Genomic DNA, 15,444 nt, shown 5'->3' with positions numbered 1-15,444 from the left:
CGGGCCGCACGACCAGCAGCGCCGGATGCGGTCGGGGTCGGTGGTGGCGCGCTGCTCCCAGCTCGTTATGGCGGGCAGCTTGGTGCCGACGGTCAGGGGGAACACGTGCCAGCCCGCAGCGGCGGCGGCCAGCGCAGCGGACATGAAGTGGTTCATCGATGCTGCTCCTAATGGCTTGAGTAACGCTCACCTTTCGGACCTTTGCCGCAAGGCAACCTTGATCGCGGGCTGTCGGTCCGTCGGCGGACTTGGGCACTTGACGTTGATTGATAGGCTTCCCTGAATAACACGCATTCGCGGGAGATCTTGTGACGGCGGTCGTCCTGAACAGAGTTGGCATTCTGCTCAACTTCGTCGCAGGTTTTCTGTTGGCGCCGCAGTTGATTGGACTTGATCGAATCAGGCGCGTAGAGCAGAGAATCGAACGGATTTCAATGGCCCGACTTGAAGGCGCCCTTAATCGCCGCGGGACATTCGATGGATCCATATTCGGCTGGACAGTTTGGATTCTTATAACCGTCTCCATGGCGATACCCATCGCCCTGATCTTTCTGGTCACGCAGTTCGGCGTGCCATGGTGGTTGGGCGCGCTGGCCTATGCGGCAATCTTCATACCGAGCGCGCTGTGGATGATTAACTACTCGGTCAAGCAAATTCGCAGATGGACTGCCATGTCATTTCAGAGGAAGGAAATCTTTGGCGGCAGAAAAATTCCCTTCCTCGTACTGCTGGGAATTTTCGCGCTCGTCGCGTGGCCGTTGGTGCTGATTTGGCTATCGCTGCTGCCGACTCGTATAGCTTTCAAGTTCTACTCAGGAATCAGTAGCGTGTTAGACGGCGACGACAGAGCTGTATCTCTACTGACTTTCCTCGGAGTTATCGCCTTTATTGCGGGTAACGTGCTGCAATTTGCTGCCACGTACTAGATGCGATTGGAGTCCAAGACCGCGAGAGCCGTCAGGCGTTCCGACTTGGTGCGGACAGCCCGGAGGCGCGGATGGCCTTGGCGGTGCGGACGGCTTCGGCGGGGGTCATGGCCATCAGCTCGTAGTCGGTGAAGTCGGCCAGCTCGTCGGCGTAGCGCGCGGCGATGGTCGGCCCGAACTCCTCCGCAGCGCTGCGGACGGTGGTCCAGGGCGTGCCGGTGACGGCTTCGTACAGGCGGGCGATCACGGGTGCTCCTCAGTCGGGTTGGCGGGCGCTAGCGCCCGCGTGCGTCACGTTGCGTGTATGCGTGGCGGGCGTGCAAGCGTCCGCCCAGGCATCCACGGGTGTGCCAGATAGCGCCCGTACGCGCGCGCGATGCGCGTCCGGCGGGCGGTTGGACGGTTGGACCGGACGGTTACGCCGGGTGAGCGAGGCGGTAGCGGCGCTGGCCGCCCTTGCCGGTGTCGCGGGTGTGGGAAACCTGCTCGTCGCGGGTCATCGCGGCGAGGATTTCGCAGGTCCATGACTTGCTGCGGCCGGTCGCTGTCTGGATCTCGGCACGGGTCAGTCCGTCCGGGGCGTTGTGCAGGGCGGTCAGGATGGCGGCGATGGCGTCGGGGTCGACCGGCTCGTGGGCGGGCGGGTGGAGCTGGGTGAGGTTGTCCAGGTCGACTGGCGGCAGGTCGGGCAGGTCGGCTACCTGGTCGATGGCTGCCTTGGCCTGGGCGCTGGCGGCGGTGGCGGTGTCCTTGGTGACGCGCCGGGTCGGCGAGGGCTTGGCGGCCACCGGCGCGGCCGGGCTGGTGACAGCGCGGGTGCCGCTGTCGAGGTTGAAGGGGTCGCGGTTGCGGTTGGCGTAGTCCGGGCCTGCGGCCAGGCGGCTGACCGCGTCGAGCTGTGGCCGGTGGGGTGCGTAGTAGGCGGCCAGGCGGGCGACGTCGGCGGGCTCGTACAGGGCGTAGGAGCGCATGGGCAGCGGTGAGGCGTCGGCGCCGTCCTGGGACAGCCATACCCCGGGGACGGTGTAGACGCCCAGGTTGAGGGCTTCGGCGGGTGCGTTGGGTAGCGCCCAACGCAGGTCGGAGAGCCTGTTCATGCGCCCGGCCAGTACGGGGTTGAGCTGCGATTTGAGCCTGCCGGAGTTGCCCAGGGAGTCCTGTGTGGGTTTCTGTGTGGCGAGAATGAGCGCGACGGCTACCTCGCGGTCGGTTTCGGCGATCTGGGTCATCTCTTCGGTGCAGGCGTCGGCTACGTCGGTGCTGCGGCCGAGCATGGCCGACAGCTCGTCGAACACGCCGACGAGCAGGGGCAGCCGCGGTGAGGGTTGCAGTACCGCGTCGCCTTTGCCCTGGGCTGCGGAGCGGGCGCCTTCGGTGGCGCGGGCGCCGATGATGCGGTTCATGGCCCGGAGCATGGTCAGGACGTCTTCGGGGGTGGTGGCGAACCAGTCGAAGCAGCTGATCCACGGGGCGAGGCTCTTGCCGCTCTTGGCGACGTCGGCGCCGAACACGATCGTGTCGTGGCAGGAGAACAGTCCCGCCAGGAGGACGTTGAGCAGGTTGCTCTTGCCGCTGCCCATGGCGCCGCAGACGAAGATGTTGCGCCCGCCGACCTTCGTCCAGGGTGAGGCGTGGGCGGGGGTGCCGTCTTCGTAGATGCCGACCGGTAGCGGGTTGCGGGCGCTGCGCTGGCCACCCGCCCACTCCTGCTGGTCGGCCTGGTCGGCCTGTTCGGCGGTGGCGGTGCGTGCCATGGTGACCTCCAGTCCTGGTGGCTAGTTGTCGGTGTGCAGGATCTTCAGGGCGGGGTGGGTGAGGTCGGCGGTCCACGGGTCGGTCTCGGTGATGTGCACGAACACCACGCGGGCGTTGGCCTCGTCCTGCTCGACCTTGACCGCGCCGGGCCGCAGCTCGTACGCCGACTCGATCGCCTCGCGCTGCATGCTCTTGGCGTTCTGGCCTGCGGTGAGCTTGACCCGCAGCACCTCTCCGGCCGGGGTGGCGCGGGTGCCCAGCAGGTGAGCGCCTGCGACTCCGGCGAGTTTGGCGACGGTGTCCCAGCGGTGGCGGACGCGGTCGGCGCGCAGCTGCGCGCGCAGCGTGCCCGACATCCACCAGCCCAAGCCCAGCACCGGCGTGCCCAGTGCCCACAGGCCGTACAGGGCGCCGCTGGTCGGCCAGTACGCCACGGCCAGGGTCCACGCGGCGGCGGTGCCGGTGACCACGGCGCCTAGGCCACGGTCGTAGCCGGACAGCCGGGACAGCCACGCGGCGGCGCACAGCCCGCCGACGCCGTAGCAGCCCCACAGCCAGCCGTCATCGGCGGCCAGTCGCACGCCCAGGGCGGCGCCCCCGGCGGCCAGGGTCAGCCCGGCGACTCCGAACGGCGCCAGTTGCCGCCGGAACCGCCAGACGGTGGGGATCACCCAGTCGGTGACCAGGTGTCGGCGGCGGCTGTCGTCGATCAGAGCCAGTTCACGCCTGTCTTTCTTGCCGAACATCGTTACTCCAGGTGGATCGGGGTGCGGCCCGCGTCGGCGGGCCGCACCAGGGGCGTCGGTCAAGAGGCGTTGCGGGGGTCGAAGAACCCGGCGACGTTGGGCTGCGAGACGCCCGCCTCGGCGGCCTCCATCTGGGACTCGTAGAGGTCCCGGAACGTCTTGGCGGCCTTGGCCAGGTCGGCGCCTGCCTGGGCGTAGTTCTCCATGGCGGCCAGGATCGGCCGGGTGACACGGGGGTCCAGGCGGGCGGTGTCGAGGGTTTCGGCGTAGTCGCCCAGGGCGTCGCCGACCGCGACCGATCCCCGGGCCAGGCCGACGAGCTGGGAGGTGAGGAACCAGGCGTCGCCGGGCGGCAGTTCGCCGATACCAGCGGCGGCGCGCAGGAGCAGGGACGCCAGGGCGGTAGCCATGCGGGAACCTCCACGGTTCGGGTTCGGGATCGGCCCGGTCTTCGAGCCGGTCGGACGGCCGGTGGCGGCACTGCCAACGGCCAGGGTGGGGGTGTACTGGGCGTGCCTGCCTTGCTGCTCGTGCCACAGCACGTGGGTCTGCTGTCGGTGCAAAGGCACACGGCGCCCGCACAACGCGCAGGTGACCAGGCCGTCCCACCCGTAGTAGGTGGACTGCCGGGCGCGAGCGCTGCGGTGCGCCCAGGTCCGGCTCGCGCGGCTCATGGCCTGGTCGGTGAGCCAGTTGACTCCGCCCAGCACCGCGCGCCCGGCCCGGATCGGGACGTGTCGGCGGCGCCACGCGCCCCGGGTGACCCGGAGCGCGAGCAGGGTTTTCGGGTGGGCGACCAGCCAGTTCGCGACGCGGCGGCGTCGGCGGCGGGCGGCTTTGCGGGTCGCGTCATCGAGGACCTGCGACCAGCCCCGAACAGGGCCGGGGCGGCGCCGGTGGCGCTTCTTCATCGGATCGGACTCCTCTCGGTGTCCTGGTCGCCGGGTTTGGCGGCCACCGCGACGGGCCGGGGGTGATGAGCCCCGGCCCGCACGGTGGCGGCCAGATCAGGCGTCGCCGGGAAAGCACTGCTCAGCGGTGCAGGCGATCGCTCCGCGGTGGCGTGCCCAGCCACCGGAGTAGCCGCGCCCGTCCGTGGCCGGCGGGGCGTTGTCGGTCGGCACGCAGCAGGCCGGGACCGGCGCGAAGTGCTGTTTGACCTCTTCGCGGCCGTACTCGGTGTGCTTGGTCGTCCAGTGGTATCCGGCCCGCAGGTGGGCCACGCTGCCGTGGCGGACCGGCCCGTCCGTGACGACTTCGACGTTGTTGGTCAGCGTGAACATCACGCCTCCTCGTCATCGACGCGGACCAGGTGCACCAGCGTCGACGCCAGGCCCAGCACGATCACCGGCAGGCACGACACGGCGGTGGTGATCTGCCACGGGGCCGACATGATTCCCTGGGCGACCATCAGGTGGTAGGCGATCTGCCCGGCCATGCCGACCAGCAGCGACACCACCGTAGACCAGCGGGCGAACCGGCGGGCCTTGACCGGCAGGCCGGGGGTGAACCAGACCTTGAGCGCGAACGCGGCGTAGGCGTCCATGCCCAGCGGGAGCGTGATCGCGGTGTTGAGCTTGAAGCCGTCCCAGATCCCCGGCAGGGGGTGGACGATGCCGAAGCCGGTGAGCTTGCCCAGCTCGACCCATCCAGCCCAGATGGCGATGAACGCGGCCATGCCCACGAGCAGGACCGGCCAGGTACGGACCCGGGGCTTGCGGCGCGGGGCGGGCACCTCGGCCACCGCAGCGATCTGAGGCGTCGGGGCGGCGACCGGCGGCAGCGGCGGTGCGGTGACCGGGATCGGCGCTTGGGTGAACACCGGGTCCGGCACCGGGTGTTTGGTGAACACCGGCTCCGGGTCGACCGGAGCCGCGACGGTCACCGAAGCGGTGCTGACCGCCCGCAGCGGTGGCGTGTCGGTGCTCGGCTCAGAAGCGGTCGGCGTGATCTTCGTGTCCGCTTCTACGTCAACCGCCGTCAGCGGTGACGCCTCAACCATGATCGGCGTGGTCGGCACCTGCGGAACCAGGTCCGGGCTCGGTGCCGCCGTGTCCAGCAGCACATGCGGGACCGCGCCCGTGGTCGGGGCGGTGGTGGTGTCGGGCTGGTCGTCGTCGGTGGTGGTCAGGGTGGCGAGGAGGGTGCGGGCCTTGTCGGTGCCGATGCGGAAGCGCTTCATCGTGGCGCGCTGGGACGGGGCGGTGCCCAGCTCGTCGGCCCACTTCTGGAAGTCGGCGGCCAGGTCGTTGACGTCGACGGGGTAGGCGCTGGTGGGTGCGGTCATTTCGGGCCTCCGGTGAGGGGGAAGGTGCGGCGCACGGTCGCGGTCACGCGGACGTCGTAGGCGCCGGAAGGCATCGGGTCGGACACGTCGGTGAGGGTGGTGACCTGCTCCAGCAGGTGCAGGAATGCGGCCACGTCGTGGCGGGCGCCGGTGAGGACCAGGGCGACCGGCCCGGACTGCGGGGCCATCACCAGACCTCCGGGCCGTGCACGGCGTGGGTGAGGCGCTGCAACGCCGCGTACTGGCGGCGCCCGGCGCGGTCCCAGTGCTCCCACGGCTTGCCGAACAGCGTGCCGGTGGCACTGTTGAACGCCAGGCCAGCGCGGTACTTGGAGCTGCCGTAGCGGCGGACCATCTCGCAGATCGCGGCGGGCAGGGTCCGCGCCGGGCGGCGGGTGAGCACGGCCGAGGGGCGGGTCATTGGTCGGTGTCCCGTCGTGCGGCGGCGGCGCGGGAGCACACGAACCGGTACTTGCGGTTGCGGCGGGTCCGGATCTCGGCCAGACGGCGGCGGACCTCGGCGCGCTCCGCGTCGGTCAGCGCCAGGTGCGCCCAGGCGGCTTCGTCGTCGTCCTGGGCGTCGGCGTCGCGGGCCGCCTTCACGGCCCGGTCGACCGCCACGTCATCGACGTACGACGGGTCGATCTCCACATCGAGCGGGAGGTCGAACTCGGCGGCGAACAGCCAGTCAGCCAGGAGCACCGCGTCCCAGCAGGGCTCACACGCCACCGGGCGGGTCAGGACCACGAAGTGGGTGGTCTGGCAGTGCCGGGCGGCCAGCTCAGCGAGGGGGTGTTTCCAGTTCAGCGGGCCGGTGCCCGGGTCGGGTGCGGCAGCAGCCGCGATAGCCTGGGTAGGCATCGAACTCTCTCCTTGGTAGGTGGGGTTGGTGCGATCAGGCCCCGCCCGGGTCGCATCCAGGCGGGGCCGCTTGCTGTGAGGTGATGTGGTGCCGGCCTTCAGGCCTGGGCGACCACGACGGTCGTGACGGAGCGGACCGGGATGTAGCCCTCCATCTGCCCGGAGTCCGCGCCGCGAGGGTTGATCGTGATCACGCCGTCAGGGTTCTCCAGCTGGTCGACGATCAGGCCCACGCTGGCGCGGCTGTCGACAATGAGCGAGGTCGCCCGGGCCGGGTTGGTGGTCTGGATCTCGATGCGGTAGCGCATGCCAGTCCCTTTCGACTGCTGCCGCCGCTCTGGCGGACTCCGCACGAGCTGGGCACAGGTCCCAGCTCGGCGGCAGACCGGATAGCGGCCGATGTGCAGGTATTGCCAGCGCCGGAACCCGTCCCGACCGTCCCCGCTGCCCCCGGGACCGACCGGGCGCTACCACTAGGTGGCTTCATGCAGGGCTACCGCGAAACGACCAGCAGCGCTGTCTTCCTGTCGCTGTGAAGTTCTCAAGGCACAAGTCGCCCGGCGTCTCGTCGCGCACGGCGCAGCCAAAGCCACCCCGCCGTCCAGATCTCGCCGAACTAGCGACCAACTTGGCTAGCCAGGTCGGGCAAGAGAGAACGTAAGCCAGCCTGGCTAGCCAAGTCAACCCGCAAAGCCGAACTTTCCTAACTTGGCTAGTCAGCGCTATGGTTTGCTGGTGGCGAAGAATCTTGATTTCCTGGGCGAACTAGACCTCGACGACCCCACGCAGGCGTCCCAGCAGATCGCGAACAAGCTGCGGGCGGCGATCCTCACCCGTCGGCTCGCGCCCGGCGACAAGTTGCCATCTCAGCCAGAGTTGTCAGCTCGCTACGGCGTCGCACGAGAAACCGTGAAGCGGGCTATGGAGATCCTCCGCGGCGAACGCCTGGTCGTGAGCCGCCAGGGCAGCGGTGCGTACGTCCGTGCCCAGACGCAGAAGGCCAGGGAACTGGGGCCGCATATTGAGCAGGCCTTCGGTCGTCCGCACGTAACGGTGGACTTCGCCGGGTTCTCTGGCGAAACCCTGCGAAATGCCATCACCGAAGTGCTAGAAAAGATCCGCACCGGCAGCCTCACGCCCGAGACCATCGCGGTTCGGCTACTGATCTCTGACATGAGCGTGCCGATGGCGCTACCGGCGCGTGCTGAGACGAACGCCGACGATCCAGCAGTACGCGAACGCGCCGAACGCATCACGCGACGCGCCGTGGACGCCATAGCGGACCAGGTGGCTGAGCTCGGGGACCTCGGACTCGTCCGCTCGGCGACGGTGGAGGTACGAATGCACAGGGCCGCGCCGCTCTTCAAGCTCTACGTGCTCAACTCAGACGAGGTGTTCTTCGGCTATTACCCTGTGGCTGAGCGTACGGTGTCGATCAAGGGCGAACCTACTCCCATCTTTGACCTACTGGGTAAGGACGTCCCCCTGTTCCACTATGCGGTCACCGACGATGACGCCTCCCACGGAACACAATTCGTTGAGTCGTCAAAAGCATGGTTCGACTCGGTGTGGAACACCATCGCGTACGGCTACACCCCATGACAACGCAGGGAGGGCTCGCGGACCTGCTGGCGCCGAATCGGCGGTTACTGCTGGACTTTGATGGGCCAGTGTGCAGCGTCTTTGCTGGATATACAGCGCCCGCAATCGCAAGCGAACTGGTGGAGCTGGTCCGTCGGACGCCGCTGAACGTCTCGAAGTCGCTGGAAGAGGAAAGCGATCCGTTAGAGGTCCTGCGCTGGGTCGGCACGAACGGCTCCCCATCCGCGGTCTGCATCGTCGAGGAGGCGCTATGCGCTGCCGAGCTGCGGGCAGTCGAGTCAGCGGAAGCAACTCCGTTCGCCCGCGAGGTGATCATCACCGCGTTTGAACTTGGGCTGAGAGTCGCGATCGTCAGCAACAACTCGGCAGCTGCGATAAACGCATACCTTGAGCAGCATCAACTAGCGGATTACATTCTCATGATCGTCGGCCGCGCCTACGCGGAACCTGACCTAATGAAGCCCAACCCGGCGCCGATCCTTCGCGCCGTTCACTCATTTGGTGTGGGGCCAGCAGATTGCGTGCTAATCGGCGACTCGATGACCGACATTCAGGGAGCACGTGCAGCTGGCGTACCAGTGATCGGCTACGCCAATCGCCCACACAAAGTAGCCCCCTTCACCGCGGCCGGCACGGACGTCGTCGTGACAAGCATGAAGGCGATTGTGCAGGCAATGACCCAACATCGAGCTTGACTCGGATGCTTCTAGTGGAGAGCCGTCCGTATCGACCCAGGCCCCATAAAAGTCCCCGATCGGCGTCATGTCGTGGCGAGCGAATTGGATAGCAGAGCGGACCGGATGGGCCGCGTTAACCCGTCCCACGAAAAGCCCGTCTCTGGGCTGAGCTGCCGTGGGACGGACGGGTCGGATCAACGTCCCCTGGTCCATCAGCCCAATGTGACTAATCTGGCCGAGTTGCCAAATCGATGAAGTAAACCGAAACACATGAGTGCCCCGCCTTGGATCGGGCAGGGCACTCATGTCGTCAAGTGAGGCAAACTACCTCAGGCCAAGCGTAAGCGGCTAACGGTCGCCCCGCGTCGAGCAGGCTCTTTCGTGCCATTGCGGTGCTGTGGTGGCAGGTTCGGAGCCGATGGTGGCGGTGCCAATGACCGCAGCACAACTGGATTCAAGCCGGTTGCGTTCGCCACGTGACTGTACGGCAACGGGTCACCATATTGGCTAACCAGTAGGCGCCATACAAGCTTGGGCTCCTCGTTGTGGACAACTACCGGCTCATTCTTACGCCAGCCACGAGCTGAAAGCTGTTTGAAAAGCGATAGCTTGCGCTGATCGTCGATTAACCCTAGATGGTTTCCGCGCATAATCAGTGCCTGCATCGAGATTCCCCACTTCGCCTTAACGGCGGCAAGATCGGAAAGTGTCACGTTGCCGGCCAAGACTTCGTGAGCACGGTCATATGGGAGGAGAATGGCTCCCGCAAGCCGATTAGCCTCGCCCTCGGGGTCTTGAATTTCTCGTCGGCGCGGATTATGCAAAACTAGATGGGCAAGTTCGTGTGCAACCGTAAAGCGTTGGCGATCACCACTACCACCGCTGAACAGCCCAATAAGGCCTGGGTCGTGTGGCCCAGGCCAATGTGATACGCCGAAGTGCCCAATGGCCTCATCGTCTGCATCATGATCGCCCGGCAGAACTAAGGGCGTAACTGCCAGTCCGGCACGTTCACATGCTCGTGTCAGATGTCTAATAGGCCCGTCGCCGCCAAGCTGTAGGGCTTCTCTCGTCTGCACCGCAATGTTCTCGATGTCGTCCGATGATACGTGGCCAGTCATAATGGGCAGGTTCGGCGCAGGATATCCTGTCTGCGCAATTAGATCCTGCACAAGCCGAAATGCCTCGTCGAACAGTGCCTTAACTCGCTTTGTGTCACGACGGCTCGCTGTGGCATTTTTGCGGAATCGCAGAGAGCCCAGGGGGATGTCGACGGGTGTCACTTCGAAGAACTTACGAGGTGTAGCCGTGGCAGATGCCACGGCTACGATCAGGTCCTCCGAGGCGTCGCGAACGCCCTGTTCAATGTGAGAGATCAGCGCCTGGCTGACCCCCGCTGCATCTGCAAGTTCATCCTGCGAGATTCCCAGTAGTTGGCGTAGCGACTTGATCCGCTCACCAGCCATCGGCCAAGTCATCGTAGTTCTCCTCATCCCCGAGTTCGAAGGACAACTGGATCTCAGAATCGTCCGGCGTGAACTCCATGGTCATCAAGTCTGCGCTTTCTCGCGGCAGCATGAGATCAAAGTCGCTCAGATGCACCTCCCCGTACTTCCATGCTCCAAGAGGACGCACCACCCGAAACTCGACTTCGCCCTCTTGTTTGTCGACCGACCACAGCAGCAGCAGCCGGCTGTCTTTGACACCGAACAGGGACGACGGAGGGTTGCGGTAGTAGCTAACCCGGGCACGGTTGTGACCCGGGTGCGGCACCGTTTTGCCAGGGGCCACGTGCAGCACCTTCGCGCGGAGCAGTCCGCAACGCAGTACGGTCTGTCCGCCCTTGAGGGTGAACAGGCGCCAATCGCCAAGTGTCCCGGCGTCTTGGGCAGTTCGGAGTTCGCGCCTGGCGTGTGCTCGCGTGAGGTCAGTGAGCTCACGGGCGTGGAACTGGTCAATCATGTCGTACTGGATGAAATGCCCCTCGGCAACTTCGTGCGCCTTCTCGAAAGCATGGTGGAGCGGCGCACAGAGGGGGGCGAGCGAGTCCGCCAGGAACTCAGCGTCGGATGGTGTGTCCACGGGCGTAATATTACTACGCAGATTTACACACCGGTCAAGCGTGGCGCGTGTCGTTCGTGGAGCGGTGGCCTACCTGTGGTTGGGGTAGGCGCCTACAACTCTGGCCACATGGTGGCCGCGTCAGGAAAGTTGATGCTCCCCTGGTCGCTAGGCCTCCGTTCTAGGAGGTCTGTGGCCAGCGGGCGAAACTGCCATCCTGCGTTTCGTAGCAGCAGGCGGCCCCGACACTGCCGATGAGATCAAGAAGATCCGCTGATGGCCGTTTAGGGAGCAGGACCGTTAGCCGTGCATGAGGCGGCGTGAGGTGCCGGCGATAGTCCAGAAGTTGGCCAACGGCCATCCGGACGGCTTCACGAGTTGCTGTTGCTTTTACCTCGTACAGCTCATGGGCTGCGGCGTCGTAGATGTCTGTGTAGAGAGGCTTGAGGTGTCCTGGGGGGATGATCTCAACGCGGGTGAAGACGTGGCCGATCCCTGTCCATGCGAGGTAGCGGGCCACTAACTCTGCTTCACGTTTCTGTGCCACAGTCGGTGCGGTTGCCGGCATCAGCATCGTCGTGACCTGGTTGTTCTCTAGGCCAACCTGGCGAACTCGTGCAACGCCCGGTTGGTCCACGGTGCTACTTCGGTCGGCAGCGCGGTCCAGGTAGTCACCTACAGGTAGAAGCCTAAACACGAAGACGTCACGCAGCTCAGGTGAAGACTTGCTGCGTGCGCGTTCGCTCGTGTAGGGCGTGACCGGGTCCAACTCAAACTCACCTACATAGCGGTGGTTCTTGGTCGTGCCAGTCACGACACCGTCTGCCACGAACAACCGAACGGCTCGTTGCGTCATGCGGTGCTCCAGCAGGGCCAGGTTGCCGGCAGTCATCCTCTGGTTACCTTCGTGGCCCTCTCCCGTGTAGAGGAAGACCTCTTCGTCTGGGTCCCAGCCGTCAAAGGTGTATCCGAACGCCTCACCGCGGGACGGGTCGGAGTAGATGAAGACGTTTGGGCTCTTGGCTGATGGTTCCATGCCTCCGTACCGGCCTCCGCCGTACATGGCCATGCGCTCGTCACGGGTGAGAAGTGAGCCGACTGGGGTGTTCCAGGGGGTTGACACAGCTGAGACTCAATCACGCTCTAGCGATACTCGGAAGTGCTCACGTGTCCGCCGGATGTATCCGCAGCCTGTGACCGATGCGACGGCCAGATTCGTTGACCACCGTGCGCACGGGGACGTGAGAGGCTTCGGCTCCTGGCTTCCCTGGCCTGCGTTCAACGTTGGCGTTGCCAGAGTTTGCAGTTTCTGCCACGTCGGAGGCCACTCCGGCGTTGTTCTGTGGTTATTTTCAGCAGTCATGCGCTTGTAGCAGATGATGTTCGGTCTTGAAAGCCTCTACGACATGGAACGCTGGGGACGGTACCGTCACTCAACTCCGGGTCCGGCCCACCCTGAGCGCGCTCACCAAACTCCTACCTGGTCCTGAGGCCGGACATGCTGGAGCCCCGCCAGGAGCATGTCATACTGCCGAGATATCCCACAGCCGTCGGCTACCGATGGTGTAGGGCCGTCCCCGGATCAGTAGACGATCACAAGGCTGGCAGCTTGAGCTACCGGACAGCCCTACCACCCGCCGCCAACCTCCACCGCGGCCCTCAGAGTTAAGCCAGACGAGATGGCGGTCCGTAGTAGGAGCGCCGGAGACTGCGGCCACGAAGGTGCTAGATCTTCACGCCTCAGGTTCCGAGTCGAGACCGGGCTTTACATCAAGGATTAGCGGCGGAATACCCATACGGCCGGTCAATGTGTGCACGCTTTCACGGACGTACGGATGCAGTATGTCCACTACACCGAACGACCCAAAAGACTTTAGATCCTCATCAGTGAAGACGCTCTCCATATTCAAGCTAAACATTGCCGACATAGTTAATTCGATCTCGCAAGTTCTACGTTCGTTGGCACTCGACACCGATAGTCGGTATGTGACGTGATACAAGACGGTAGTGTCCGATAGCCGCACCAACGTGGGACTAACTTCATACTTGGAAAGAGATAGCGGCTGCTCTGCGCTAGGAAGCAATAGGTCCGCACGGATACTTCGGAGCCGAAGGTCAATAAGCTTTACCGAGCTAGACACTCGTACCGAACGGGCCAACCGGAGACGTTCTTCGTATCCACGATGTTCAGCCATTACGCATCCGTGCGTCGCCGCGCAAGCACGTGAGAAGCCCTGAGCCTAAGGATGTCTGCATCGGAAACAAAGTGGTCGTCTCGCTTATCAACATATGTAACGGGTAGAATCCTCGGTCTGCCGACAGCATGGCGCTTAGCGGTTTTTTCAATTGCACGCCACACCTCGAACCCCTCCTCAACAGAGACTGGCTGAACAGCCGATGACTCGTATTGAATTTCTCTCTCTCGCCAACAAACAACGCTGCTCCACGAGGTGGACAGTCGGAACTGCAGCTCTAGGCCCAAGGCTCTTGCGTATCGCTGCAAGGTTGACAAGCGCGGCTCTTTTTCGCCCTTTTCAATCTCGGACACTGCAGACTGCGTGGTATTCATGCGTCTAGCAAGGTCTGCCTGATTGAGATTCATAGTGCGCCGAATCTGCGCCAGCACTTGGACCAGAAGACGGCGATTGTTGGCATCAGACATGAAGTTAGGGTCGTTAAGCTCCGGCAATAGCGCAATGATGTCGCCGGCTCGGCCAAGTGAGTGATAGCCGTTGCGCTCGTGGTGAGTTACCGAACGGGTGCGGACTGTAGCCTCGTCCTCCTCATGAGGTGGCATGTCAGCCATCGCAGTCTCCCTGGGCACGCACGATCAACGCGTCCGCGAGCATACATGCGGCCACGTATCGGTTTAGACAGATACTCGCACTAACGAACGCAGGAGGGAAGGGTAATGTTGGCGGTTCGACCGTTCAGCGGACGCGAGTCCAGACGATGAACGTGGACATTTAGCCGTTGGCTAAGTTATCCTGCCGCCTCGGATTGATCGGATCGTTACCTACCGCAGGAGCATGCACACGATCCGTATGTCCAGCTGACTAGGTACCAACAGCACCAACAGCCACTTCAGTCACTGATCGCCCAACTACCAGTGATGACCAACACGGAGGCTTCGTCGACGTGAGCCTCGGCGTACGCCCTAACCAGCAGCTAACACTTCGCTCGGCGCCAGCAATCATACGGTCCGTTGGCACTAGTTACACGACGTGAGGGTGCTCGTTGAGCACAGGAGAACACGGGGTGCGTCGCACTATCCGTCCGATGCAGACTAAGATGCTTGTCGTTACATTGGTGGCATCGTCGATGAGATGCGCTGGACGGCTCCGCGGTTCCCGAGATTGCCGGGTTTTTTCAACCACCGGGACGGAGGTGGGCTGCAAGAAGGCCCCCAGCCCACCGAAACATGTGATCGAGTTCGCGTTCCAGATACGCAACTTGCGGGTAGCATGGCTCGTACTCCCCGAGCTGACATTGAGCCGTCGGCCGGAGTGGGTGGGCAAGCTGGCGCCAACCAGCCCCCACCAAGCGCGAAGGGGCGCCCCAGGGGCGCCCCTTCGTGTATTGCTTGATAACGATATTTAGATAAAGTAGAAGATGATCCGCAGGATGGCCCCCACGAGCACGACAAACGGGGTCACAAGCTTGATCATCTTCTGGTGCTTGGTCAGCCACCGACGCAGCCAGATCGGAATGATCGTCTTGCGACGCGCTCCGCACCGCCGGCAGGGCTGCGCTCGGCGCTTGGCTGCCGGACCTCCGGAGATCATCCGCTTGGCAGAGCCGTTGTGCGGCCCCTGTTTCTGCTGGGGGATGTCCAGCCGGTACGCCCCCCGCGCCTTCCCGGTGTGAGGAAGTCCGCTGGTGCCAGCCGCCTTCTTGTCTTCCGAGGTGTGGCTTCTGTGGTTAGGGTGGTTGTCAGCGCACCGCTTCTTGCACGTCACCTGAACTCCTTTTGCTGGGTTTGAGCCGTCGACCTTCGTGCCCTACTGCCATCCGATCTCCCACGCAGCGCCAACTACGGGGGATGTGATGAGAGTAGGTTATGTAATGGATCAAGAATCGCTGGGGCACGATGTAACGTATCGCCAAGTCGTGATACTCCACATCGCTCTGTCGCGATGGCAGCACCCTACCAGTTCGCTAACGCTACCTAGCTCAAACTCAGATGGGTAACTTGAATGCAAGCCATTGCATGTAACCATCAGTGATTTGACTATCACTAAGCGTGATTCCCGGCCTCACGCTCGTTGCAGTTGTTCAATACCCGTGGCAGCGAGCTGTCCGCGATCATTTGGACTTAGCAAGGTCACGGATCGCGTCTGACGTGTCCGAAACAGCAGGGCCTGAATCTTCGGCCCCAACCCTACGCTGGCCAACAGTCAAACCGCCGTCGCGTCGCATGTAGATCAAACCATGCGGCAGTCCGCTGGGAGAGATCCGGGAGACGATCTTGCTCTTGGCAGTGATTTACACGCTCGTCAGCCAACAGCACCCAACGCCCTGACCAGCAG

General features: G+C 64.1%; 19 protein-coding genes. 3 read left to right on the top strand and 16 right to left on the bottom strand.

Features of this window, described 5'->3' with window-relative positions:
• A partial coding sequence (locus tag QEZ54_RS25420; protein WP_348650569.1) for a bifunctional DNA primase/polymerase occupies positions 1-144 on the bottom strand: 144 nt, incomplete at its 3' end.
• A gap of 164 nt (positions 145-308) precedes the next feature.
• On the opposite strand from QEZ54_RS25420, the gene QEZ54_RS25415 reads away from it, so the two are divergent.
• The gene (locus QEZ54_RS25415; RefSeq protein WP_281307214.1) at positions 309-926 is read left to right on the top strand and encodes a hypothetical protein; all 618 of its coding nucleotides are present in this window, start codon (positions 309-311) and stop codon (positions 924-926) included.
• Positions 927-957: 31 nt separating this feature from the next.
• Here the strand turns inward: QEZ54_RS25415 and QEZ54_RS25410 are convergent, their stop codons facing one another.
• From QEZ54_RS25410 to QEZ54_RS25365, 10 genes are all read right to left on the bottom strand, one after another.
• Positions 958-1,173 (bottom strand): hypothetical protein, encoded by a 216-nt coding sequence (locus QEZ54_RS25410; protein ID WP_281307213.1) that lies wholly within the window; start codon positions 1,171-1,173, stop codon positions 958-960.
• 169 nt (positions 1,174-1,342) lie between these two features.
• Positions 1,343-2,680 carry a hypothetical protein gene (locus QEZ54_RS25405; RefSeq protein WP_281307212.1) on the bottom strand — a complete coding sequence of 446 codons (1,338 nt, stop codon included), beginning with the start codon at positions 2,678-2,680 and terminating at the stop codon, positions 1,343-1,345.
• 21 nt (positions 2,681-2,701) lie between these two features.
• A complete protein-coding gene (locus tag QEZ54_RS25400) occupies positions 2,702-3,427 on the bottom strand; it encodes a hypothetical protein (protein ID WP_281307211.1) in 726 nt (241 codons plus the stop codon).
• Positions 3,428-3,486: 59 nt separating this feature from the next.
• On the bottom strand, positions 3,487-4,338 hold the full coding sequence (locus QEZ54_RS25395) for a hypothetical protein (RefSeq protein ID WP_281307210.1): 852 nt from the start codon (positions 4,336-4,338) through the stop codon (positions 3,487-3,489).
• 96 nt (positions 4,339-4,434) lie between these two features.
• Positions 4,435-4,710, bottom strand: coding sequence for a hypothetical protein (locus QEZ54_RS25390; protein ID WP_281307209.1), 276 nt, complete (start codon positions 4,708-4,710; stop codon positions 4,435-4,437).
• Positions 4,710-5,714, bottom strand: a complete 1,005-nt coding sequence (locus tag QEZ54_RS25385) for an ABC transporter permease (RefSeq protein ID WP_281307208.1) — start codon at positions 5,712-5,714, stop codon at positions 4,710-4,712. Before QEZ54_RS25385 ends, QEZ54_RS25390 begins: the two co-directional genes overlap by 1 nt.
• The gene (locus QEZ54_RS25380; RefSeq protein WP_281307207.1) at positions 5,711-5,902 is read right to left on the bottom strand and encodes a hypothetical protein; all 192 of its coding nucleotides are present in this window, start codon (positions 5,900-5,902) and stop codon (positions 5,711-5,713) included. Before QEZ54_RS25380 ends, QEZ54_RS25385 begins: the two co-directional genes overlap by 4 nt.
• Complete coding sequence (locus tag QEZ54_RS25375) at positions 5,902-6,135, bottom strand: hypothetical protein (protein WP_281307206.1); 234 nt, start codon at positions 6,133-6,135, stop codon at positions 5,902-5,904. The genes QEZ54_RS25380 and QEZ54_RS25375 overlap by 1 nt, the downstream gene beginning before the upstream one ends.
• On the bottom strand, positions 6,132-6,575 hold the full coding sequence (locus QEZ54_RS25370; protein ID WP_281307205.1) for a hypothetical protein: 444 nt from the start codon (positions 6,573-6,575) through the stop codon (positions 6,132-6,134). Before QEZ54_RS25370 ends, QEZ54_RS25375 begins: the two co-directional genes overlap by 4 nt.
• Before the next feature lie 98 nt (positions 6,576-6,673).
• Positions 6,674-6,883 (bottom strand): hypothetical protein, encoded by a 210-nt coding sequence (locus tag QEZ54_RS25365; protein WP_281307204.1) that lies wholly within the window; start codon positions 6,881-6,883, stop codon positions 6,674-6,676.
• 427 nt (positions 6,884-7,310) lie between these two features.
• Between QEZ54_RS25365 and QEZ54_RS25360 the strand changes: the two genes are divergently transcribed.
• Positions 7,311-8,177: a GntR family transcriptional regulator gene (locus QEZ54_RS25360; RefSeq protein WP_281307203.1), complete on the top strand. Its 867-nt coding sequence runs from the start codon at positions 7,311-7,313 to the stop codon at positions 8,175-8,177.
• Entirely contained in the window at positions 8,174-8,872 is a 699-nt protein-coding gene (locus QEZ54_RS25355; protein ID WP_281307202.1) for an HAD family hydrolase, read from the top strand. Before QEZ54_RS25360 ends, QEZ54_RS25355 begins: the two co-directional genes overlap by 4 nt.
• Positions 8,873-9,183: 311 nt before the next feature.
• Here QEZ54_RS25355 and QEZ54_RS25350 read toward each other — a convergent pair whose 3' ends face one another.
• The 5 genes from QEZ54_RS25350 to QEZ54_RS25330 form a co-directional block, all read right to left on the bottom strand.
• Entirely contained in the window at positions 9,184-10,332 is a 1,149-nt protein-coding gene (locus QEZ54_RS25350; RefSeq protein ID WP_281307201.1) for an XRE family transcriptional regulator, read from the bottom strand.
• Positions 10,310-10,936: a hypothetical protein gene (locus QEZ54_RS25345; RefSeq protein WP_281307200.1), complete on the bottom strand. Its 627-nt coding sequence runs from the start codon at positions 10,934-10,936 to the stop codon at positions 10,310-10,312. Before QEZ54_RS25345 ends, QEZ54_RS25350 begins: the two co-directional genes overlap by 23 nt.
• A 160-nt stretch (positions 10,937-11,096) precedes the next feature.
• Positions 11,097-11,951 carry a hypothetical protein gene (locus tag QEZ54_RS25340; protein ID WP_281307199.1) on the bottom strand — a complete coding sequence of 285 codons (855 nt, stop codon included), beginning with the start codon at positions 11,949-11,951 and terminating at the stop codon, positions 11,097-11,099.
• 1,158 nt (positions 11,952-13,109) lie between these two features.
• On the bottom strand, positions 13,110-13,721 hold the full coding sequence (locus QEZ54_RS25335; RefSeq protein WP_281307198.1) for a helix-turn-helix domain-containing protein: 612 nt from the start codon (positions 13,719-13,721) through the stop codon (positions 13,110-13,112).
• Positions 13,722-14,511: 790 nt separating this feature from the next.
• Positions 14,512-14,874 carry a hypothetical protein gene (locus QEZ54_RS25330; protein ID WP_281307197.1) on the bottom strand — a complete coding sequence of 121 codons (363 nt, stop codon included), beginning with the start codon at positions 14,872-14,874 and terminating at the stop codon, positions 14,512-14,514.
• Positions 14,875-15,444: the final 570 nt, after the last annotated feature.

Source organism: Catellatospora sp. KI3, from assembly GCF_029948125.1.
Taxonomy (GTDB): Bacteria; Actinomycetota; Actinomycetes; order Mycobacteriales; family Micromonosporaceae; genus Catellatospora.
Note: the sequence above shows the minus strand (reverse complement) of the source record. Positions and strands in the feature narration are given on the sequence as shown.

Coding starts and splice junctions, on each gene's coding strand:
- QEZ54_RS25405 (WP_281307212.1), bottom strand. CDS start 2,680: ATGGCACGCACCGCCACCGCCGAACAGGCCGACCAGGCCGACCAGCAG.
- QEZ54_RS25400 (WP_281307211.1), bottom strand. CDS start 3,427: ATGTTCGGCAAGAAAGACAGGCGTGAACTGGCTCTGATCGACGACAGC.
- QEZ54_RS25395 (WP_281307210.1), bottom strand. CDS start 4,338: ATGAAGAAGCGCCACCGGCGCCGCCCCGGCCCTGTTCGGGGCTGGTCG.
- QEZ54_RS25390 (WP_281307209.1), bottom strand. CDS start 4,710: ATGTTCACGCTGACCAACAACGTCGAAGTCGTCACGGACGGGCCGGTC.
- QEZ54_RS25385 (WP_281307208.1), bottom strand. CDS start 5,714: ATGACCGCACCCACCAGCGCCTACCCCGTCGACGTCAACGACCTGGCC.
- QEZ54_RS25380 (WP_281307207.1), bottom strand. CDS start 5,902: ATGGCCCCGCAGTCCGGGCCGGTCGCCCTGGTCCTCACCGGCGCCCGC.
- QEZ54_RS25375 (WP_281307206.1), bottom strand. CDS start 6,135: ATGACCCGCCCCTCGGCCGTGCTCACCCGCCGCCCGGCGCGGACCCTG.
- QEZ54_RS25370 (WP_281307205.1), bottom strand. CDS start 6,575: ATGCCTACCCAGGCTATCGCGGCTGCTGCCGCACCCGACCCGGGCACC.
- QEZ54_RS25365 (WP_281307204.1), bottom strand. CDS start 6,883: ATGCGCTACCGCATCGAGATCCAGACCACCAACCCGGCCCGGGCGACC.
- QEZ54_RS25355 (WP_281307202.1), top strand. CDS start 8,174: ATGACAACGCAGGGAGGGCTCGCGGACCTGCTGGCGCCGAATCGGCGG.
- QEZ54_RS25350 (WP_281307201.1), bottom strand. CDS start 10,332: ATGACTTGGCCGATGGCTGGTGAGCGGATCAAGTCGCTACGCCAACTA.
- QEZ54_RS25340 (WP_281307199.1), bottom strand. CDS start 11,951: ATGGAACCATCAGCCAAGAGCCCAAACGTCTTCATCTACTCCGACCCG.
- QEZ54_RS25335 (WP_281307198.1), bottom strand. CDS start 13,721: ATGGCTGACATGCCACCTCATGAGGAGGACGAGGCTACAGTCCGCACC.